The following is a 17,758-nucleotide window of genomic DNA, read 5'->3' as shown; positions in this document are numbered from 1 at the left end:
TGTGGCGGGGGTCAGGCGCCGATCTTGTGCTCGCCCGTTCCGCGCCGGGAGCGCAGGTAGGTGAGCCTCTCCTCGAGGAGTTCCTCGAGTTCGGCGCGGGTGCGGCGCTCGAGCAGCATGTCCCAGTGGCTGCGCGGCACCTTCACGTCCGAGCGGTCGACCTCGACGGGGGTGTCGCCGACCAGCAGGGTGGCCTCGTGGCCGCAGTGCTTGCACTCCCAGGTCTGGGGTGCATCAGCCTCGGCGGAGAAGACCATGTCGGTCTCCTTGCCGCATTCGGGGCATAGGTAAATGTAACGGGAACGCGGGGAGTACACGACGCCTTCTTCGCTCTGTAAGCTCTGGGCGCCAAGCCTCATTCCGCGCAAACTGCGATCTGCCATTGTGTGGTTCTCCTCTGTGCGCGCGTGCTTCACAGTTATAAACCCACAAGCTGGGGGTTCTCTTTCCGTCGGACCCGTACTCTCAGGGCCCTCTCAGGTCAGATTCGTGCGTCGACCAGCGCTTTCAGTGTGTCGCAGCGGTCGGTGACGAGGCCGTCGACGCCGAGGCCCAGCAGGCGTGTCATGTCGGCCGGATCGTTCACCGTCCAGACGTGAACCTCCACGCCGGCGTCGTGCAGGATGCGCACGGTGCGCCTCGAGACGAGCCGCAGCGGGCCCTGCCGCTCGGGGACCTGCACGGCGACGAGACCGCGCAGCGCGCGGCGCACGGCGGAGGTCGAACCGGCCTTGGCGGCGGCGATCGCGGGGAGGACGCGCGAGACCGAGGCGGAGCTCGCCACGCCGGGCAGCGCATCCACGGCCGCGCTCCTGCGCTTCTCGTCGAAGCTGGTGATGAGGACACGGTCGGTGGCGCGTGCCTTCAGGATGGCCGCAGCGGCCGGGGCGGCGGAGGCGAGGTCTTTGATGTCGATGTTGAAGCGGGCGTCCGGGAACGCGTCGAGTGCGTCCGCGAGGGAGCAGTACGACTGACCATCGCCCAGCTGGATGCGCCTCAGCTCCGGCATGGTGAGCTGGCCGACGCGCACGGCGCGCCCGGCGACGCGGGAGAGGTCGGGGTCGTGGCTGATGACCGCGACCCCGTCCGCGCTCGCGTGCACGTCGGTCTCCAGGTGCGTCGCCCCCGCGTTCAGCGCGCGGAGGAACGCGAGGAGGGTGTTCTCCGGTGCCCCGACGGCGAGGCCCCTGTGCGCGATGATCCGGGGGAGAGGACCGCTCAGGAACGTCACGCCGGCGGAGTCTGCTCTCCGGGCGCCGCGTCGCCCTCGGCGGGCGCTGCGGGGGTGACGCCCGCATCCGGAGCTGCCGCTGCCGCAGCCTCTGCGGCCGCTCGCGTGGCCGCCTCCGCCTCGGCGTGCGCGTCGGCGGCTGCTGCTGCCGCGTCGGCCTGCGCGGCCTTCACGGCATCCCTGTCCACCGGCGCAGGAGTTCCCGACGAGCCGGGCATCCCGGGCATGCCGGGAACTCCCTTGTCGCCGAACGCCTTGCCGATGCCCTGCAGCGCCTGGGTCAGCTCGCTCGGGATGATCCACAGCTTGTTCGCCGGGCCTTCGGCCAGCTTCGGCAGGGTCTGCAGGTACTGGTAGGCCAGCAGCAGGTTGTCCGGGTTCCCCTCGTGGATGGCGCCGAACACGGTCGTGATGGCCTTCGCCTCACCCTCGGCCCTCAGCACCGCAGCCTTCGCGTCACCCTCCGCCTTGAGGATGGCGGCCTGCCGCATACCTTCGGCGTTGAGGATCTCGGACTGCTTGGTGCCCTCGGCGGTGAGGATGACGGCTCGGCGGTCACGCTCTGCGCGCATCTGCTTCTCCATCGAGTCCTGGATGGAGATGGGCGGGTCGATCGCCTTCAGCTCGACGCGCGATACTCGGATGCCCCACTTGCCTGTCGCTTCGTCGAGGACGATGCGCAGCTGGCCGTTGATGTTGTCGCGGCTGGTCAGCGCCTCTTCGAGGTTGAGGCCACCGACGACGTTACGGAGCGTGGTGGTGGTCAGCTGCTCGACGGCGCCGAGGTAGTTCGCGATCTCGTACGTCGCGGCACGCGCATCCGTCACCTGGAAGTAGACGACCGTGTCGATCGACACGACCAGGTTGTCCTCGGTGATCACCGGCTGCGGCGGGAAGGAGACCACCTGCTCGCGCATGTCGATGAGCGGCCGCACCTTGTCCACGAACGGCACCACCACGTTGAGCCCTGGGCTCAGCGTCTTGTGGTACCTGCCGAGCCGCTCCACCACGCCGGCGCGCGCCTGCGGGATGATGCGGATCGCCCGGAACAGGGTGACCAGGACGAAGATCACGATGATGACGATGATGACCGTCACCACGATCCCCACGACCAGTTGACTGGCGTCTGTCACGACGCACTCCTTTCTGTGAAGTCGTCGGCTCCCGCGGCGATCGGGGCTGGCGCCACCACGGCGGTCGCCCCCTCAATGGAGACGACGACGACGTGCTCGCCGGGCACCAGCTGCGCCGGCGGGGCGGTGAGGCCGGTCGCGAGGCGCGCCGTCCAGGTCTCGCCGACCGCCAGCTTGACCTGGCCGGTGGTGCGGGAGACGGTGTCGACGACGGTGCCGGACATGCCGATCAGTGCGGCGACGTTGCTCTTGGTCGGGTCGCCCCCGCGTTTCAGTGCGTGCAGGAGGGGCGGCCGGATGAAGAAGATCAGGATGATCGAGAGCGCGGCAGCGATGATCAGCTGCAGCCACCAGGGCGCTCCGACCAGGCCGGAGACGAGGCCGCCGACGCTTCCGACGGCGATCATCAGGAAGACGAAGTCCAGGGTGAGCATCTCGATGATGATGAAGACCAGGATGAGGACCAGCCAGGCGATCCATGCGAAGGATGCGATGTCCACGGCGACTCCCTTCACTGTCGTACTGACGACCGTAGCAGGTGCCGAACCGGCGGCGCGGAACCCACTTGGTAGTCTCAGGGACGAGAAACCCATCTTTCTAGGAGTCTTCGTGTCCAACCCTCTCGCAGCTGGTTCCCTCGCCGGGAAGCGCGCGCTCATCACCGGTTCGTCTCGCGGCATCGGCGCCGACACGGCGCAGTATCTCGCGTCGGCCGGGGCCGCCGTCGTCATCAACTTCCGCAACAAGGAGGCCCGCGCCGTCAAGCTCGCGGACAGTATCCGGGAGGCGGGAGGCACCGCCATCACGGTGGGGGCAGACCTCACCGAGCCCGCGTCGGTCGATGGGATGTTCGACACGGTCCGCCAGGAGTGGGGCGGCCTCGACATCCTGGTGCTGAACGCATCCGGTGGCATGGAGTCCGGCATGGCCGAGGACTACGCCATGCAGCTGAACCGGGATGCGCAGGTCAACACCCTGAACGCCGCCCTCCCGCTGCTCGCCCCCGGCTCCCGCGTGGTGTTCGTGACCAGCCACCAGGCGCACTTCATCACCACCACGCCGACGATGCCGGAGTACACGGCCGTCGCCGAGAGCAAGCGGGCGGGGGAGGACGCGCTCCGCGCGCTGCTGCCTGCTCTCGAGGAGAAGGGGATCGAGTTCGTCGTGGTCTCCGGCGACATGATCGAGGGCACGATCACCGCGACGCTCCTCAACCGCCTGAACCCGGGCGCCATCGACGCGCGTAAGGAGGCGGCGGGCAAGCTCTACAACGTGAGCGAGTTCGCGGCAGAGATCGCCCAGGCGGTCGTCGACCCGATCCCGGCCGACCACACCCGCCTGGTCGGTGACGTGTCCGATTTCGTGCCGGTGGCCGAATGAAGGCCGCGGACCTCGGACTGCTGACCGGCGTCTCCACGCCGACCGTGCATCCCGGTGGTGCGCGCGCCGTGGTGTCTGTGACGCATCCGTCGCTCGAGGCGGACGCGACGGTCGGGCAGCTCTGGACCGTGCCGCTCACCGGCCACGCGGCGCCCAAGCGGCTCACCCGCGGCTTCCGGGACACCGCTCCGCGGTTCTCGCCGGACGGCCGGCTGATCGCCTTCCTGCGCGCGGTGCCCAAGGCCGCGCCGCAGCTGTACGTGGTGGATGCGGCGGGCGGAGAGCCCGAGCAGGTCACCGACCGGAAGCTCGGCGTCTCCGAGTTCGCCTGGTCGCCCGACGGCCGCACCCTCGTGTTCGTCAGCCGCGTGCCCGAACAGGGCAGGTACGGCACGGTCGAAGGCCTGGAGGCCAGCGCCGAGCCGCCCCGCCACATCCGCACACTGAAATATCAGGCGAATGGGCTGGGCTACATCGTCGACCGCCGGGCGCATCTGTTCAGCGTGCCCGTGCCGGATGTGTGGGGCGAGCCGGTCGCGGAGGCCGCGCCCGAGGCGGACGGGAGCACCGCATCCACGCCGCTGGTGGAGGAGCCGGAGCAGCTGACGACGGGGGAGTGGGACGACGGCTCTGTCACGCTCTCACCGGACGGCGCGACCATCGCGTTCGTCTCCGCCCGCCACGACAGCCGCGACGACGACCTGCGCTCCAGCGTGTTCCTGCTGGCCGCCGACGGGTCGGGGGAGCCGCGCGACGTCACGTCGGAGCACGGCAGCTTCTCGGTCGCCGAGCTCGCGTACGGGCTGAACGGCGTGCTGTACTTCACCGCCCAGGACGTGGGGGAGAGCGGCAGGGACTTCGTCGGCCGCAGCGCGGCGCTCTACGCGATCGACCAGCCGGGTGACGCGCCCCGCCGCCTCACCGACCCGGAGACGGTCGACCTCACCGAGAGCGCCATCGTCGCGTACCAGGACGACTCGGTGCTCGTCACTGACCGCAGCAGGGGAGCGCTCGTGCTCACGGCGGTCACGGCGAGCGGCGACGTGCGGCGCCTGACCGACGCGACGAGCGTTGTCGGCGGAGTCGGGGTGGCAGGAGACGCGGTCGTCGCCTCCGTCGCAGACGCGGAGACCGCCGGCGACGTCGCCATCGTCGCCGACGGCGGCCTGCGGAAGCTCACCGACTTCTCGGCCGGGCTGCGCGCGGCGGGCGTGCTGCCCGTCCGGGAGCTGACCGTGACGGCGCGCGACGGGTATCCCGTGCACGGCTGGGTGGTCGCGCCGGAGGGCGACGGTCCGCATCCGGTGCTGCTGAACATCCACGGTGGGCCGTTCGCGGCGTACACCGGCAGCGTGTTCGACGAGGCGCAGGTCTATGCGGCGGCAGGGTACGCCGTGGTGATGTGCAACCCGCGCGGTTCCGCGGGATACGGGCAGGAGCACGGGCGCGTGATCCGGCAGGCGATGGGCACGGTCGACTTCACCGACGTGCTCGACTTCCTCGACGGCGCCATCGCGGAGAACCCGGCGTTCGACGCATCCAGGGTGGGCATCATGGGCGGCTCGTACGGGGGATACCTCACCGCCTGGACGATCGGGCACGAGCACCGCTTCGCCGCCGCCATCGTCGAGCGAGGATTCCTCGACCCGGAAGGGTTCGTGGGGACGAGCGACATCGGCAGCTTCTTCGGCGACGAGTACGTCGGAACGGACGCCGACCTCATCCGGTCGCAGAGCCCGCAGGCCGTTGTCGGCGAGGTGCGCACGCCCACGCTGGTGCTGCACTCCGCCAACGACCTGCGCTGCCCGCTCGGGCAGGCGGAGCGCTACTACGCCGCGCTGAAGCGCAACGGGGTGGATGCGGAACTCCTGATCTTCCCCGGAGAGGACCACGAGCTCAGCCGTGCAGGGCGGCCGCGCCACCGGCAGCAGCGGTTCGACGCGATCCTGGACTGGTGGGCGAGGCACCTGCCGAGCGCGCAGAACCGGCGCTGACGGGCGCATCCGGGCGCATCCGGAGACACGAACGGTCCCTGACCGCCGAGCTTTCGCGCGGTGGTCAGGGACCGTTTTCGTTGTGTTGCTGTTTAGGCGGTAGCCGTCGTGGCTGCGGAGGTCGCCGCCAGCACGTCCCTGCCGAACGTGAACGCGCGCACGATCCCGATGATCCCGAGCACGATCAGCGCGACCGCGGCGAACACGAGCAGGAACAGCGCGGACGACGCGGGAAGGAACAGCACGACGATCCCGGCCAGGATGCTGATGATCCCGAAGGTGATCGCCCATCCGGACGACGCGGCACGGCCGGCTTCCGCGATGGACATGATGCCCTCGATGATCCAGGCGACGCCGACGAAGGCGATGGCGAGGATGACGAGCGTGGCCGCAGCGACGGTCACGTTCTTGAGGGCGATGATCCCGGCGAACACCAGCAGGGCGCCGAACACGATGTGCATCGCGCGGATGCCGCCGGTGATCCCCTTGCTGAAGATCCCGATGGCGAGTCGCATGATGCCGGCGACGATGAAGTACAGCCCCAGGAAGAACGCCACGACGGCGAGCGTCTTGACCGGCCAGAACAGCAGGACGACGCCGAGGATGACCGCGACGGCGCCACTGATGCCGAGGGCGGCCCTGACGCCGTTGATGGCGCCGCGGGTCAGGTCGGCGGCGTTGAGGGCGAACTCCTGGAACGGAGCTGAGGTGGAGCCTGGTGACGTCATGATGATCCCCTTGATCCTTCGGTGCCGCGTGCGAGAGCGGCTCTGCTGCCGACACTAGCGCTGACTGGGTGTTCGCCGGGAGGGTGTTGCGGCGTTTCGAGGGGGAGTGGCGGACGGGGGCGGCGCGCTAACGTCGAGTGCGGGGGACTCACTGAGGAGCGCCACATGACCACGAAATCGCCAGCAGCAGACGCGGACGACGCGCAGAACGCGTCGTCGACACCCTTCACCGCCGAAGAGCGCGCGGCCATGAAAGAACGCGCGAAAGAGGTCAAACGCAGCCGCAGCCGCGGCGCCTCCACGACGGCGGACGGCGCGGCGGACGTGCTCGAGAAAATCGCCGAGATGCACGGCGACGAGCGAGAGTTCGCCGAACGGCTGCACGCGGCGATCACGGCGAACATCCCGGAGCTGGCGCCGAAGACCTGGTACGGGATGCCCGGCTACGCCAAGGACGGGAAGGTCGTCGTCTTCTTCCAGAGCGCGGAGAAGTTCAAGACTCGATACGCGACGTTGGGATTCAACGAGACGGCGCGGCTGGACGAGGGGGAGATGTGGCCGGTGGCGTACGCGCTGGAGACGTTGAGCGACGCGGTGCTGGCGCGGGCGGTGGAGTTGGTGCGGCGGGCGGCGGGGTGAGTGGTGGATCGGCCTCGATGGGATTGTGATATTTATGTTCTGAGGCGGGCGGTCATTCCGGTCGAGGCACGTACGTGTCCGTCAGGCGGACGCGATAACGGGGTCTGCCATGATTGAGCCATGACTTCGTGGGGCAGGCGATCTCTGGATGTGGCGGGCATAGGGCTCATCGCGCTAATGGCACTGAGCGGGTGTGCGACGGCGCCGACCGCAACGCCCTCACCTGCTGCTGTGGTGACCCAGGCGCCGACTTCTCCCGCTCCGACCGATCAGGCCGCGTCAGGGGCCGTCGAGAGTTATCTCGCCTGGCTCACGGCCTCACGTACGCCCGACGTCGATGCGGCCTGTGCCGCACTCTCACCCGATCTCGTTGCGCGCATGATCGCGGAACTCAACGGCACAGTGCCCACGCCGGTCGGCAGTTGTGAAGAGATGATCGCCGCGACGGCTGCGCTCTACCGAGCGGTGGGCGATGACGCTGCCGTCGACGTCGCGGTCAAGCAGGAGACGCCGACGGATGCCACGCTCTTCGTCACCTATCTGGCGTCAGGCGATTGCGGCACGGTCGTCATGAAACGTGGGGGAGCGAGCTGGATCATCACCGAGCAGTCGCAGGAATGCGCTCAGTGACCCAGCCTGGACGAGGTAGGCCTGTGTCAGTTCGCCGACCTCCTCGGTGAGTTTCAGGAGGAACCAGTCGTCGGTCGGTCGATCGTGTGACGCTCGGCGTAGTATTCCGAGACCGACTCGACCTCGTGCTGCAGGTCCTCGATGTGCATCCACGCAGTCTTGCAGGGGGAGAAGGTGTGGAACTCCTCTTCGGTGGCACAGCGGGGATCACCCGCTGACGGATGGGGCTTGCGAACCGACCCGCTGCTCTGACTATACTTAGGCAAATGCCAAAGTATTACGATGAGGTCGACGCCGTGCTCCGCGCGCTCGCGGATCCTACGCGCCGAGCTGTCGTCGAGCGTCTCGCCGTGTCTCCGGCGGTGGTGTCTGAGCTGGCCGAGCCGTTCGCGATGACCCTGCCGTCGTTCGTGCAGCACCTCGGGGTGCTCGAGGACGCAGGGGTGATCGTGTCGGAGAAGCAGGGCCGTGTCCGTACGGTGAGCCTGCGTCCGGGCGCTCTCGACGTGCTGCAGCTATGGCTCGGTGAGCAGCGCACCCCCGCGGAACACCAGGCCGACACGCTCGGCATCCACCTCGCCCGCGCAACCCAGAAGGAGAACTGACATGTCCCGTGTCCGCATGGATCTCTTCACGTCCATCGATGGCTTCACCCCAGCCGACCAGACGCCCGACAACCCGATGGGCGAGGATTGGAGCCGGCTCACCGCCGCGTACACCGCGACCCGCACCTTCCGCGAAAAGATCTTCGGCGACACCAGTGGGCGAGGCACCACCGGAGTCGACGACCGCTACGGTGCCGCGTTCTTCGACGGCATCGGCGCCGAAATCATGGGCGCCGGGATGTTCGGACTCCACGCCCATCCCACCGATTCAGACTGGACGGGCTGGTGGGGTCCGAATCCGCCGTTCCATACCCCGGTCTACGTGCTGACCCACTCCGCACCGCGCCCCTCGATCGCGATGGAGGGCGGCACGACGTTCCACTTCCGCGACGCCGCCATCGACGACGTCGTCCGCGAGGCGCGCGATGCGGCGGGTGGCCTGGATGTGCGCATCGGAGGCGGCTACGGCACGGCGCGCGCAGCACTGGGCGCCGGACTCGTCGACGACCTGCACCTCATGATCGCTCCCGTCTTCCTCGGTCGCGGCCATCGGCTCTGGGACGAGCTCAGTGGCTTCGACGCCACGCACACCGTGACGTCGGAAGTCGCCGAGAGTGGCGTGATCCACGTCACCCTGACCCGATAGGAGACCCACGTGACACACGAACGCAGGCTTGCACGCTCCGGCTTCACCCTCACCCGCGACTATCCCGCACCGGTCGAGAAGGTGTGGGGAGCGTTCGCGGACGAACAGCAGAAGCGGAGCTGGTGGGGAGCAGGTGACGAGGCCGAGGCCCGTGCGTGGGCCTTCGATTTCCGCGTCGGCGGGCGCGACATCGACGAAGGCCAGTTCCACAACGGACCGCTGTCGCGATACGAGGCGACCTACACGGACATCGTCGAGCACTCACGCATCGTCACCACGTACGACATGTGGCTCGACGGAGAGCACATGTCCACGTCGCTCGCCTCACTGGAGTTCGAGCCCATTGCCGAGGGCACGCGCTTCACCCACATCGAGCACGGCATCTTCTTCGATCGATTCTGGGCGGACGGCGACGGACGCGAGGCCGGCACGCGTGGCCTCCTCGACGCGTTGGAGCGGTATCTCGCGCGGTAGCCAACTCCAGACAGTCTGTAGCTGATAATGCACATTATGTCAGCTAGTTGACCAGCCCGCCCCCTTCGCGGGACATCGGCGCGGGCGTGCGTTCGCGTAGCATCACTCACGGCAGCGTTGAAGAAGGAGCCGGAGATGAGCAGAACAAGCTGGAGGCAGGTCGCGCCCATCGCGCTCGCCATCGGGGCGATCCTGGCGGGCTTGCTGGGCGCGGCTGCCCCGGCATCCGCCGCCCAACTGAAATCGGCCTCGAGCCGTACGGTGACCACACCGGCCGCCGACCGGGTGCTCGTGACGGAGACGTTCCCTTTTCCGCAGGCCACCGACACATTCCAAACGCAGTCGCCGCTCGTTACCGGCCCTGACGGTGCTCTGTGGTTCCTCCACGGGACGGATGACGTCGGACGGATGACGACGGACGGCGTGTATACACGCTTCGCGGCCTATCCCCCAGGCGGATTGTCCTGGGTGGGCGCCCACCTCGTTCGCGATGACCGAGGCGGGTTCCTCTATGTGGTCGCCGTCGGCGAGGCGTACGTCCCGCACGTCATGCATATCGCGCTCAATGGTGCGGTCTCCGAGATCCCCCAGCCGGCAGGGACGACGTTGACGGGCGGCTTGATCGCGGGAAGCGACGGCACGGCGTGGTACGAGGCTTCGTCGGCTCAGGATTCAGCCACTTCTGACATCGTTGTTCGAGTCGCTCACGGCGTCGCCCGCCCCTTCGCTGTGGCCGGGGACGCATACTCCATCGTTCCCACGGACGATGGCGGCGCATGGGTGGGCGTGCGTGGATCCCTCACTCGCATCGCTCCGGACGGGACGGTCACCGTTCCGCCCGGCGTCGCAGGCCGCGTGGCGTCGAACCTGTGGCCTGGCACGGGCAATTCTCTCTGGTACGTCGGAGGTATCGTCGGCGACTCGGTCGGCCGAGTCGGGCTGGTACAGGCCGATGGGTCTGTCGTTGAGAGGCCGCTCGGCGCTGGCGTCAGCCTGTTGCCAGGGACCCAGCAGGCGCAACGATCGGAAACGTGGATCAATGTGGTGAAGCAGGATGGGTCGCAGGCCGTCTATGTCGGCACCACCCCGGCGAATCTGCGACCGATCCCCCTGTCTGTCTCAAGTGCGCAACTGTTCACGGGCATCGAATCCGGGGGGCGTCTCTGGATCGTCGATCACTCGGTGACGTCAGACGGCAAGCTGATGTCACGCATTCTCTCGCTTGGGGTCGATGGTTCTGTGCAGGACCGCGCTGAGCTGTCAGACGGTCAGTTCTGGCCCCTCGCCGCCGAGCCGGACGGCACCATCCTCCTGACGGGTGACACCGTCCGGGGCGGAGACATCCCTGGCGCTTCACAAGTTCTTGCGCTGCGCCCGGATGGCGCGCTTCTGCGCGGCGCCGTCGACGACACTGCGGTATTCCGCGCCGCGTTCGACGCGCAGGGGCGGCCCTGGTTCGTGACCCGCACCGGCATCGCCACCGTGGGCGACGCCACGGCAGAGCGCCTCGGCGGCGGTGACCGCTACGAGGCCGCCGTCGCCATCGCGCGAGCTGCGTTCCCCTCCGGAGCCCCTGTCCTCTACGTCGCATCGGGCGAGAATTTTCCGGACGCCCTTTCTGCCGGCCCACTCGCGGCAGCGAGTCACGGCCCACTGCTCCTCACGCTGGGGGGTGCTCTGCCCGCTGCGACTCGAGGAGGGATCGTCACCCTTGCGCCGTCGAAGATCGTCGTCGTCGGAGGACCCGCCGCTGTCTCGGACGCCGTGGTCGCTCAACTGCGGAAACTCGCTCCCACGGTGCAACGGGTCAGCGGACCGGACCGCTATGCCGTGTCCCGCGGCATCGTCGCGGCGAACCAGCACCCGGGGAAGCCGCTGTTCGTGGCGACCGGCATGGGATACGCGGACGCGGTCACCGCCGGCGCGGCCGCGGCGCGATCCGGCGGGCAGTTGTTGCTCGTCCCCGGAGGCTGGGCTGGACTTCCTGCGGGATACGCGTCGTTCATCCGGGGTCTCCACCCGTCGTCGATCGCCGTCGTCGGCGGCCCGGTTGCCGTCAGCGACGGGATCCTGGCCGGATTGCGTGGCATCGCTACGACCACTCGCTACGGCGGTGCGGATCGCTATGCCGTCTCTGCGGCCGTGCTCAAAGGGTTCGGGACACCGTCGACGCATATCTATTTGACGACCGGTCAGAATTTTCCGGATGCCCTCGCGGCCGCCCCGCTCGCCGGACGCACCGGCGCGACGCTGGCCACCGTTCCGGGCGGTTGCGTCCCCGTCGACACCTTCCGCGCAATCCAGCGCCTCCGCCCGACATCGGTGACGATTCTCGGCGGCACATCCGCGGTCGGAGCGGACGTCGCTTGGCTCCGCAACTGTTGACGCATTCCCTGCTCCGGGGGCACGGGAACCCAGCAGAACGTTGAAGCTTGAGGTCACGCCGAGGGCGTCACCCGTCGCCACCCAACTGAACCGTGTACGCGGGAACGAACCGCACCGTGAACTGCGCCGGGTCGATCCCCTGCGCTTTCAGCACGTCCTCCAGCGAACTCGTTTCGGGGATCGGCGGCTCACCGGTGAGGGTCAGGATGGCGTCGGTGCTGGTCGCCGTGAGCTGGGTGATCTCCCAGCCGTTCTGTTGCGCCCACGGCTGGGCCGCCTGCCGGATGGAGTTCTCCAGCAGTTCCTGGTCGGTGAAACGGGCGGAGGTGATGGCCAGGGGAACGCCGATGATCAGCAGCGTCACCACGATGGAGAGGATCGCACGGTGGCGCCTCCCCCAGCCTCGTTTGACCAGCGACTCCCCCGTGGTGGTCCGGGCGTCGCGTGCGGCCGAGCCGATCCGGTAGCCGGTGAGGATGATGACCCCGGTCGCGAGGATCGCCGCGACGTTCGCGCCGAACAGCAGCAGTGCGCCGGCGGCCTCGCTCCACGAGCCGGACTCCAGTGTCAGGCCGACCACAGAGAGCGGCGGAACGAGCGAGATCGCGATCGCGACGCCCGGCAGCGTGTCGGAGATGTCCTTCCGGACCAGTGCCACCGCGCCGACCGCGCCCGTCGCGAGCGCGGCCAGGAGGTCGATCAGGCTCGGAGAGACGCGCGCGGCGACCTGGCTGTTCGTGGCGGCCACCACGGGAGCGGCGACCAGCAGACCGACCAGGTAGCCGATCGCGACCGCCGTGGCCGCGCCGACGGCGACCAGGATCCAGCTCAGCAGGAGGTTGCGTCTGTCCCCGGTGACCGTGGCCAGCACGATCCCGAGGATCGGGGTCATCAACGGGGCCACGATCATCGCGCCGATGACGGTGGCTGCTGAGTCGCCGACGACACCGGATGCGGCGATCACGGACGACAGGCACAGCAGCAGCCAGAACCGGCTGAACTTCGACGACGCCTGCACGCCCTCGAAGAAGACGGCGGCACGCATGTCCGCGACCGCGTTCATCCGTTCTCCCCCTGTGCGCCGCTCTCCCCCTGTCTGCCCCTCTCCCCCAGCGCACCGACCGCCGCGAGCGCATCCCGGTTGGCACGGCGGACCGCGCGGCCCACCCATTCGTCGCCCTTGTAGATGTTCTGCGCGCCCAGTTCGTCCGCGAGACCGGAGGCGACGATCTGGAGCTGCACCTCCGGTTCGCTCACCACCAGCTTGAGCGAGGACCCCACGGCCGCGAGGGACGCGGCGAGCCTGCGCAGCACCTCCACGAGTGCCAGGTCGAGCTGTTCGGCGCCGCGGAGCCGGATGATCACCACCGACCCGGCCGAGCGAGCCGTCACCGCGGGCAGCTGCTGCTCGAACAGCGGCGCGCTCGCGAAGAACAGGCTCCCGTACGGCCGAAGGATCACCACGGAGCGCCCGGGGATCTCGGCGGGCGGGTCGGATTCGCGCATCCGGCCCCTGGCGTCGATGATCACCTGCCGCACGCGGACCCGGGTGGACTGCTGTGCCACGAACAGGACGATGCCCAGCCCGACACCGACCAGGACGGCGAACTGCAACGGGATCAGCAGAGTCAGGATGAAGGTCACGGCCATGATGGCGGTCTGCAGTGCGCCGCCCTTCACGACGGCGGCGATGCGGGCGGGACGGATCGACGTCACGCCCACCACGATGAGCAGCCCCGCCAGCGCCGGCATCGCGGTGTGCGCGACGGGCACGGAGGCCAGCAGGATCACCAGCGCCATCACCGCGCCGGAGATTAGCAGCGACAGCCGCGTGCGTGCTCCCGCGGACACCAGGAGCGCCGACGCCGACATCGACCCGCCGACCGGCATCCCGCGGAACACGCCGGACACGATGTTGCCGACGCCCTGGCCGATGAAGTCCCTGGATGCGTCCGCCGGCTTGCCGTCCGCCGTCGGAATGCCCGCCGAGACGCCTGCACCCTGCACCAGACCGACGAACGCGAGTGAGATCGCCGGGATGATCAGGGTCGGCACGTCCCCGAGCGACGGGAGGACGGGACCGGGAAGCCCCGCCGGGACGGTGACGCTGTCGCCCAGCACCGCGACCTGCGCCTGCACCCACAGGTTGAGGAGCACGGCGACGACCGAGCCCAGGACGACGGCGACGACGAGCCCCAGACCGCCGACGGGCGTGGGCTGGAGCACGACGATGGTGAGGATGGTGACCGCCCCGACGATCACGGCGGGCACGCTCCACTGGCCGATGTGCACGAGCAGGTCCACCGTCCGCACGATGCGGTTCGCTCCGCGCGCGTCGTAGCCTGTCAGATTCGGCAGCTGCCCGAGGACGATGTTCAGCCCGACGGCCGTGATGAATCCCGTCATGACCGCCGTGGGCACGAAACGTACCAGGCGACCGCCGCCGAGGAGCCCGGCGACGATCATCGCGACCCCTGTCAGCACGGCCAGGGTGAACAGCGCCCTGTCCGGATCCGGCCGGGCCGCCAGCTCGGCGTCGGCGATCACCAGCGACATCGCCCCCGTCGCCTGCACCGCCATGAACGTGCTGCTCGTGAAGAGCGCGGCACCGACCATCCCGTAGAGGTAGCCGTACAGGCCGGCCAGCGGATTCACGCCGGCCAGCAGACCAGATGCCAGCCCGTCCGGGACGCTTTCCGCACCCAAGACCAGCCCCGCCATGAGGTCTTTCCCGAGCGTCTTACGGTTGAACCAGCGCCTCAGCGTGTGCCGCATGGCCCCACGCTAGTCAGCCTGGCGGCTTCCGGGCAGTCCCCACGTTCTCCGGCGCCGCCGCTCCCCTGCCCGCCGCTCCCCTATTCGCCGGCGCGGTATCCCGGATGCACGTCGCGATCGAGACCCCTCGCCGCGCTGAGCTTGAGGAGCAACGCGTACAGCTGGTCCCGGTCGGCGTTGCTCAACCCGTCGGCGAGTTCGGCCTCCTGGCTCTCCGCCGCTGTCCGCAGTTCGCCGAGCAGGCGGCGACCAGCATCCGTTACCGACAGGATCTGGCTGCGGCGGTCGGTCGCGCTGCGCTCCCGGACGATCAGGCCCGCGGATTCCAGGGAGTCGATCAGCGCGACGACGCGGCTCTGCGCCACCCCCAGCTTGTCGGCGAGCTCGCGCTGGTTCATCCCGGGGTTCCTGCCCAGGATGCGCATCACCCCCGCCTCCGGAGGTGCGATCCCGAGTGCACGCGTCTTCTCTGCGAAGTTCTCTGCGGCGAGAGTGCCGAGCTGGGTCAGCAGGAATCCGATGCGCGCCGGTCGGCTCGGGATGGGCATGGCTCCACAATAGAGCATTGACTTACTAATTCATATGGTGAATCATTCTGCCTATGACGCAAACCCCAGCGACGCGCAGACGCCGACCGGACGGGCCCAATGCTGGGGTCCTCGGCATCGTCGCCCTCGCTCTCACCATCGCCTCCGTCGCCGTGCCGCCGCTTATCGCCGCGGGTAACTTCTTTCCGTCGCCCACGGGGTCGACCGCGGCCGTGAGCGGCTACTTCTCGGGGCATCGCGACGCTGTCACGCTCACCGGCTTCCTCGTCTTCGCCGCCTCGGTCCCGATCGGTATCTACGCCGCCACCGTCTACGCGCGGCTGCTCCGACTGGGGGTGCGCGTCCCGGGTCCAACCATCGCCCTGTTCGGCGGCATCGCCGCGTCTGTGCTGCTCTCGCTGTCCGGACTGCTGACCTGGGCACTCGGGCAGCCGGTCTCCGGCCAGTCCCCCGCGCTGCTGCATACGCTCGCGTTCGTCACGTACGCCATCGGCGGGGTGGGCTTCGTCGGCGGCCTGGGGCTGCTGCTGGCCGGGATCGCCGTCCCTGCCCTCATTCTGCGGCTCACCCCGCGCTGGTTCGCCTGGGCGGGCCTCGTCGTCGCCGCGCTCAGCGAGCTCTCTTTCTTCGCTCTCGTCCTGCCCCCCCTCGCCGTCCTGCTGCCAGTCGGCCGCTTCCTCGGTCTGGCGTGGCTTCTGGCGGCCGGTTTTCTGCTGCCGCGCAACCGGCACGACGTGCCAGGGCGGGAGGAGCGATGAACGCTGTTGCGCGCCCCGGCGCACTGCTGGACGGAAGGGTCGCGTGGGTGACCGGAAGTTCGCGCGGTATCGGTGCGGCCATCGCGGCGGCGCTGGCGCAGGAGGGCGCTGCCGTCGCGGTGCACGGCAGGGACGCGGAGGCGGCAGCCGTGGTTCGCGACCGGATCGTCGCCGCCGGAGGCCGGGCGGCCGTCGTGCTCGGCGACGTGACGGAGCCCGACGACATCGAGCGCATGGTCGCCGAGGTCGAGTGGCAGCTCGGCCTGATCGACGTCCTCGTCGCGAACGCGGGCGGCAACCCGGTGCGTCCCGGACTGCTTGAGAACATGACTGTCGAGCAGTGGCGGTCGGCCGTCGACGCCAACCTCACGGCGACGTTCGCCACCATCGCCGGCGTCCTGCCCGGGATGAAGCAGCGTGGGTCCGGCGCGATCATCACCATGTCGTCTGCGGCGGCGCGCCGTCCGACGCCGCAGTCGCCTGTGGCATACGCGGCGGCGAAGGCGGGCATCGAACTGCTCACGAAGTGGCTCGCGGCCGAAGCGGGTCCGAGCGGAATCCGTGTGAACTGCGTGGCGCCGGAGACGATCCTGACGGAGCGGAACCAGGCCATGATCCCGGCCGAGATCCAGACCCAGCTGATCGCCACGCATCCGGTGCGTCGTCTCGGCACCCCGCAGGACGTCGCGGACGCGTGCGTCTTCCTCGCGAGCGACCGGTCGGCGTGGACCAGCGGGGTCGTCCTCGACGTCGCGGGCGGATCGGTGCTGCGCTAGCCGGGATGCGTCGGGACAGCGGCGGTCGGGGCCAGGCGGTCACCCGAAGCGCACCCCGGCGAGCTGCTCGGACAGGTCCCAGATCCTCGCACCGTCCTCGGCGCTCGCGAGCCGGCTGTACAGCGGCTCCTCCGCCGGCGCGCCGCTGAGGTGGTTGAACCCTTTCGGGCCGTAGAAGCGACCGCCCAGCGCTTCGGGACTGGTCGCCCCGTACACCGCGGGGAGCGCGGCCGTCTCCGGAGTGCCGAACAGGACGCCGAGCCGCGACAGGCCCCGGATGCTGCGCACCGCCATCGTGTCGTGCTGCCGGCCGATGCCGGGCTGCGCCGCCAGCAGGTTCGTCGCCGCGATGCCCGGATGCGAGAGGTTGCTGCGGATCCCCCAGTCGCCGGCGACGCTGCGGCGATGCAACTCCATCGCGAACAGCCCGAGCGCGATCTTGGACGACGAGTACGACGTGAACGCGCCGTACGAGCGTTCCCACTGGAGGTCGTCCCAGTTGACCGCGTGCTGGTTGGCCGACACCGAGACCTGGGTGGTGACGTGGGCGCGGCCGTCGCGCAGCAGCGGCAGCAGCCGGGCGCTCAGCGCGAAATGTGCGAGGTGGTTCGTCGCGAACTGCACCTCGAAACCGTCGACGGTCTCCTGCCTGGTCGGCGGCGACATGACCCCGGCATTGTTGATGAGGATGTCGATGGGTCGTCCCTCCGCCACCAGGTCGTTCGCCAGAGTCGCGACCGAGTCCAACGACGAGAGGTCGAGCATCCGCACCTGCACGGACGCGCCCGGCGTGGCTTCGCGGATGCGCTGCGCGGCCGCCTCGCCCTTCTCCCGGTTGCGGACCGGCATGAGCACGTCCGCGTGCGCGCGAGCCAGCCGCGCGGCGATGTTGTAGCCGATGCCGTCGCTCGCTCCCGTCACAAGCGCGAGCCGGCCGCGCAGCTCCGGGACGGCGATGTCGATGGGTGTGCGGGGCATGGGCGCTCTCCTCGTGATGGGCAGGAGTCCATCCTGCGCGTTTGCGCGGGCAGAGTACATGCCCACTCCGTCACCGCC

General features: G+C 69.2%; 19 protein-coding genes. 10 read left to right on the top strand and 9 right to left on the bottom strand.

The genetic code is table 11. The annotated features are described in order from the left end of the window. Positions 1–11 precede the first annotated feature (11 nt). The 4 genes from B7438_RS15540 to B7438_RS15525 form a co-directional block, all read right to left on the bottom strand. Positions 12–383 (bottom strand): RNA polymerase-binding protein RbpA, encoded by a 372-nt coding sequence (locus B7438_RS15540; protein ID WP_085370597.1) that lies wholly within the window; start codon positions 381–383, stop codon positions 12–14. A gap of 98 nt (positions 384–481) precedes the next feature. Further along, positions 482–1,231, bottom strand: a complete 750-nt coding sequence (locus tag B7438_RS15535) for a glycerophosphodiester phosphodiesterase family protein (protein ID WP_085370596.1) — start codon at positions 1,229–1,231, stop codon at positions 482–484. Further along, complete coding sequence (locus tag B7438_RS15530; protein ID WP_085370595.1) at positions 1,228–2,364, bottom strand: SPFH domain-containing protein; 1,137 nt, start codon at positions 2,362–2,364, stop codon at positions 1,228–1,230. The genes B7438_RS15535 and B7438_RS15530 overlap by 4 nt, the downstream gene beginning before the upstream one ends. Further along, complete coding sequence (locus B7438_RS15525) at positions 2,361–2,864, bottom strand: NfeD family protein (protein ID WP_085370594.1); 504 nt, start codon at positions 2,862–2,864, stop codon at positions 2,361–2,363. Before B7438_RS15525 ends, B7438_RS15530 begins: the two co-directional genes overlap by 4 nt. Positions 2,865–2,973: 109 nt before the next feature. Between B7438_RS15525 and B7438_RS15520 the strand changes: the two genes are divergently transcribed. Together B7438_RS15520 and B7438_RS15515 are read left to right on the top strand one after the other, a co-directional pair. Next, positions 2,974–3,744: an SDR family oxidoreductase gene (locus B7438_RS15520; protein ID WP_085370593.1), complete on the top strand. Its 771-nt coding sequence runs from the start codon at positions 2,974–2,976 to the stop codon at positions 3,742–3,744. Beyond that, entirely contained in the window at positions 3,741–5,738 is a 1,998-nt protein-coding gene (locus B7438_RS15515; RefSeq protein WP_085370592.1) for a S9 family peptidase, read from the top strand. Before B7438_RS15520 ends, B7438_RS15515 begins: the two co-directional genes overlap by 4 nt. A gap of 92 nt (positions 5,739–5,830) precedes the next feature. Here B7438_RS15515 and B7438_RS15510 read toward each other — a convergent pair whose 3' ends face one another. Further along, a complete protein-coding gene (locus B7438_RS15510; RefSeq protein WP_085370591.1) occupies positions 5,831–6,466 on the bottom strand; it encodes an HdeD family acid-resistance protein in 636 nt (211 codons plus the stop codon). Positions 6,467–6,631: 165 nt separating this feature from the next. Here B7438_RS15510 and B7438_RS15505 point away from each other — a divergent pair, with 165 nt between their 5' ends. The 6 genes from B7438_RS15505 to B7438_RS15480 all read left to right on the top strand — a co-directional run bounded on the left by B7438_RS15505 (position 6,632) and on the right by B7438_RS15480 (position 11,845). Then, positions 6,632–7,105 carry an iron chaperone gene (locus tag B7438_RS15505; RefSeq protein ID WP_085370590.1) on the top strand — a complete coding sequence of 158 codons (474 nt, stop codon included), beginning with the start codon at positions 6,632–6,634 and terminating at the stop codon, positions 7,103–7,105. A gap of 120 nt (positions 7,106–7,225) precedes the next feature. Next, positions 7,226–7,735, top strand: coding sequence for a hypothetical protein (locus B7438_RS15500; protein WP_085370589.1), 510 nt, complete (start codon positions 7,226–7,228; stop codon positions 7,733–7,735). Between the two features lie 266 nt (positions 7,736–8,001). Next, on the top strand, positions 8,002–8,340 hold the full coding sequence (locus tag B7438_RS15495) for a helix-turn-helix transcriptional regulator (RefSeq protein ID WP_085370588.1): 339 nt from the start codon (positions 8,002–8,004) through the stop codon (positions 8,338–8,340). A gap of 1 nt (position 8,341) precedes the next feature. Beyond that, entirely contained in the window at positions 8,342–8,986 is a 645-nt protein-coding gene (locus B7438_RS15490; RefSeq protein ID WP_085370587.1) for a dihydrofolate reductase family protein, read from the top strand. 9 nt (positions 8,987–8,995) lie between these two features. Next, positions 8,996–9,460 (top strand): SRPBCC domain-containing protein, encoded by a 465-nt coding sequence (locus B7438_RS15485; RefSeq protein ID WP_085370586.1) that lies wholly within the window; start codon positions 8,996–8,998, stop codon positions 9,458–9,460. Positions 9,461–9,595: 135 nt separating this feature from the next. Beyond that, the gene (locus tag B7438_RS15480) at positions 9,596–11,845 is read left to right on the top strand and encodes a cell wall-binding repeat-containing protein (RefSeq protein WP_085370585.1); all 2,250 of its coding nucleotides are present in this window, start codon (positions 9,596–9,598) and stop codon (positions 11,843–11,845) included. A 67-nt stretch (positions 11,846–11,912) separates the two neighbouring features. Here the strand turns inward: B7438_RS15480 and B7438_RS15475 are convergent, their stop codons facing one another. From B7438_RS15475 to B7438_RS15465, 3 genes are all read right to left on the bottom strand, one after another. Further along, positions 11,913–12,908, bottom strand: coding sequence for a DUF389 domain-containing protein (locus B7438_RS15475; RefSeq protein WP_143465982.1), 996 nt, complete (start codon positions 12,906–12,908; stop codon positions 11,913–11,915). Beyond that, complete coding sequence (locus B7438_RS15470) at positions 12,905–14,620, bottom strand: SulP family inorganic anion transporter (RefSeq protein WP_085370583.1); 1,716 nt, start codon at positions 14,618–14,620, stop codon at positions 12,905–12,907. The genes B7438_RS15475 and B7438_RS15470 overlap by 4 nt, the downstream gene beginning before the upstream one ends. An 80-nt stretch (positions 14,621–14,700) precedes the next feature. Next, positions 14,701–15,168: a MarR family winged helix-turn-helix transcriptional regulator gene (locus B7438_RS15465; protein WP_085370582.1), complete on the bottom strand. Its 468-nt coding sequence runs from the start codon at positions 15,166–15,168 to the stop codon at positions 14,701–14,703. A 53-nt stretch (positions 15,169–15,221) separates the two neighbouring features. Between B7438_RS15465 and B7438_RS15460 the strand changes: the two genes are divergently transcribed. Together B7438_RS15460 and B7438_RS15455 are read left to right on the top strand one after the other, a co-directional pair. Continuing rightward, positions 15,222–15,926 (top strand): hypothetical protein, encoded by a 705-nt coding sequence (locus B7438_RS15460; RefSeq protein ID WP_085370581.1) that lies wholly within the window; start codon positions 15,222–15,224, stop codon positions 15,924–15,926. Continuing rightward, positions 15,923–16,702 carry an SDR family NAD(P)-dependent oxidoreductase gene (locus B7438_RS15455; protein WP_085370580.1) on the top strand — a complete coding sequence of 260 codons (780 nt, stop codon included), beginning with the start codon at positions 15,923–15,925 and terminating at the stop codon, positions 16,700–16,702. The genes B7438_RS15460 and B7438_RS15455 overlap by 4 nt, the downstream gene beginning before the upstream one ends. 39 nt (positions 16,703–16,741) lie before the next feature. Here the strand turns inward: B7438_RS15455 and B7438_RS15450 are convergent, their stop codons facing one another. Further along, a complete protein-coding gene (locus B7438_RS15450) occupies positions 16,742–17,680 on the bottom strand; it encodes an SDR family oxidoreductase (RefSeq protein ID WP_085370579.1) in 939 nt (312 codons plus the stop codon). Between the last annotated feature and the right edge of the window lie 78 nt (positions 17,681–17,758).

Origin of the sequence: Leifsonia sp. NCR5 (genome assembly GCF_002105485.1) — a bacterium.
Lineage (GTDB): Bacteria > Actinomycetota > Actinomycetes > Actinomycetales > Microbacteriaceae > Leifsonia.
The sequence above is the reverse complement of the archived record's forward strand: the minus strand, read 5'-3'. Positions and strand labels throughout refer to the sequence as shown.

Coding starts and splice junctions, on each gene's coding strand:
- B7438_RS15540 (WP_085370597.1), bottom strand. CDS start 383: ATGGCAGATCGCAGTTTGCGCGGAATGAGGCTTGGCGCCCAGAGCTTA.
- B7438_RS15515 (WP_085370592.1), top strand. CDS start 3,741: ATGAAGGCCGCGGACCTCGGACTGCTGACCGGCGTCTCCACGCCGACC.
- B7438_RS15510 (WP_085370591.1), bottom strand. CDS start 6,466: ATGACGTCACCAGGCTCCACCTCAGCTCCGTTCCAGGAGTTCGCCCTC.
- B7438_RS15505 (WP_085370590.1), top strand. CDS start 6,632: ATGACCACGAAATCGCCAGCAGCAGACGCGGACGACGCGCAGAACGCG.
- B7438_RS15500 (WP_085370589.1), top strand. CDS start 7,226: ATGACTTCGTGGGGCAGGCGATCTCTGGATGTGGCGGGCATAGGGCTC.
- B7438_RS15495 (WP_085370588.1), top strand. CDS start 8,002: ATGCCAAAGTATTACGATGAGGTCGACGCCGTGCTCCGCGCGCTCGCG.
- B7438_RS15490 (WP_085370587.1), top strand. CDS start 8,342: ATGTCCCGTGTCCGCATGGATCTCTTCACGTCCATCGATGGCTTCACC.
- B7438_RS15480 (WP_085370585.1), top strand. CDS start 9,596: ATGAGCAGAACAAGCTGGAGGCAGGTCGCGCCCATCGCGCTCGCCATC.
- B7438_RS15475 (WP_143465982.1), bottom strand. CDS start 12,908: ATGAACGCGGTCGCGGACATGCGTGCCGCCGTCTTCTTCGAGGGCGTG.
- B7438_RS15470 (WP_085370583.1), bottom strand. CDS start 14,620: ATGCGGCACACGCTGAGGCGCTGGTTCAACCGTAAGACGCTCGGGAAA.
- B7438_RS15465 (WP_085370582.1), bottom strand. CDS start 15,168: ATGCCCATCCCGAGCCGACCGGCGCGCATCGGATTCCTGCTGACCCAG.
- B7438_RS15460 (WP_085370581.1), top strand. CDS start 15,222: ATGACGCAAACCCCAGCGACGCGCAGACGCCGACCGGACGGGCCCAAT.
- B7438_RS15455 (WP_085370580.1), top strand. CDS start 15,923: ATGAACGCTGTTGCGCGCCCCGGCGCACTGCTGGACGGAAGGGTCGCG.
- B7438_RS15450 (WP_085370579.1), bottom strand. CDS start 17,680: ATGCCCCGCACACCCATCGACATCGCCGTCCCGGAGCTGCGCGGCCGG.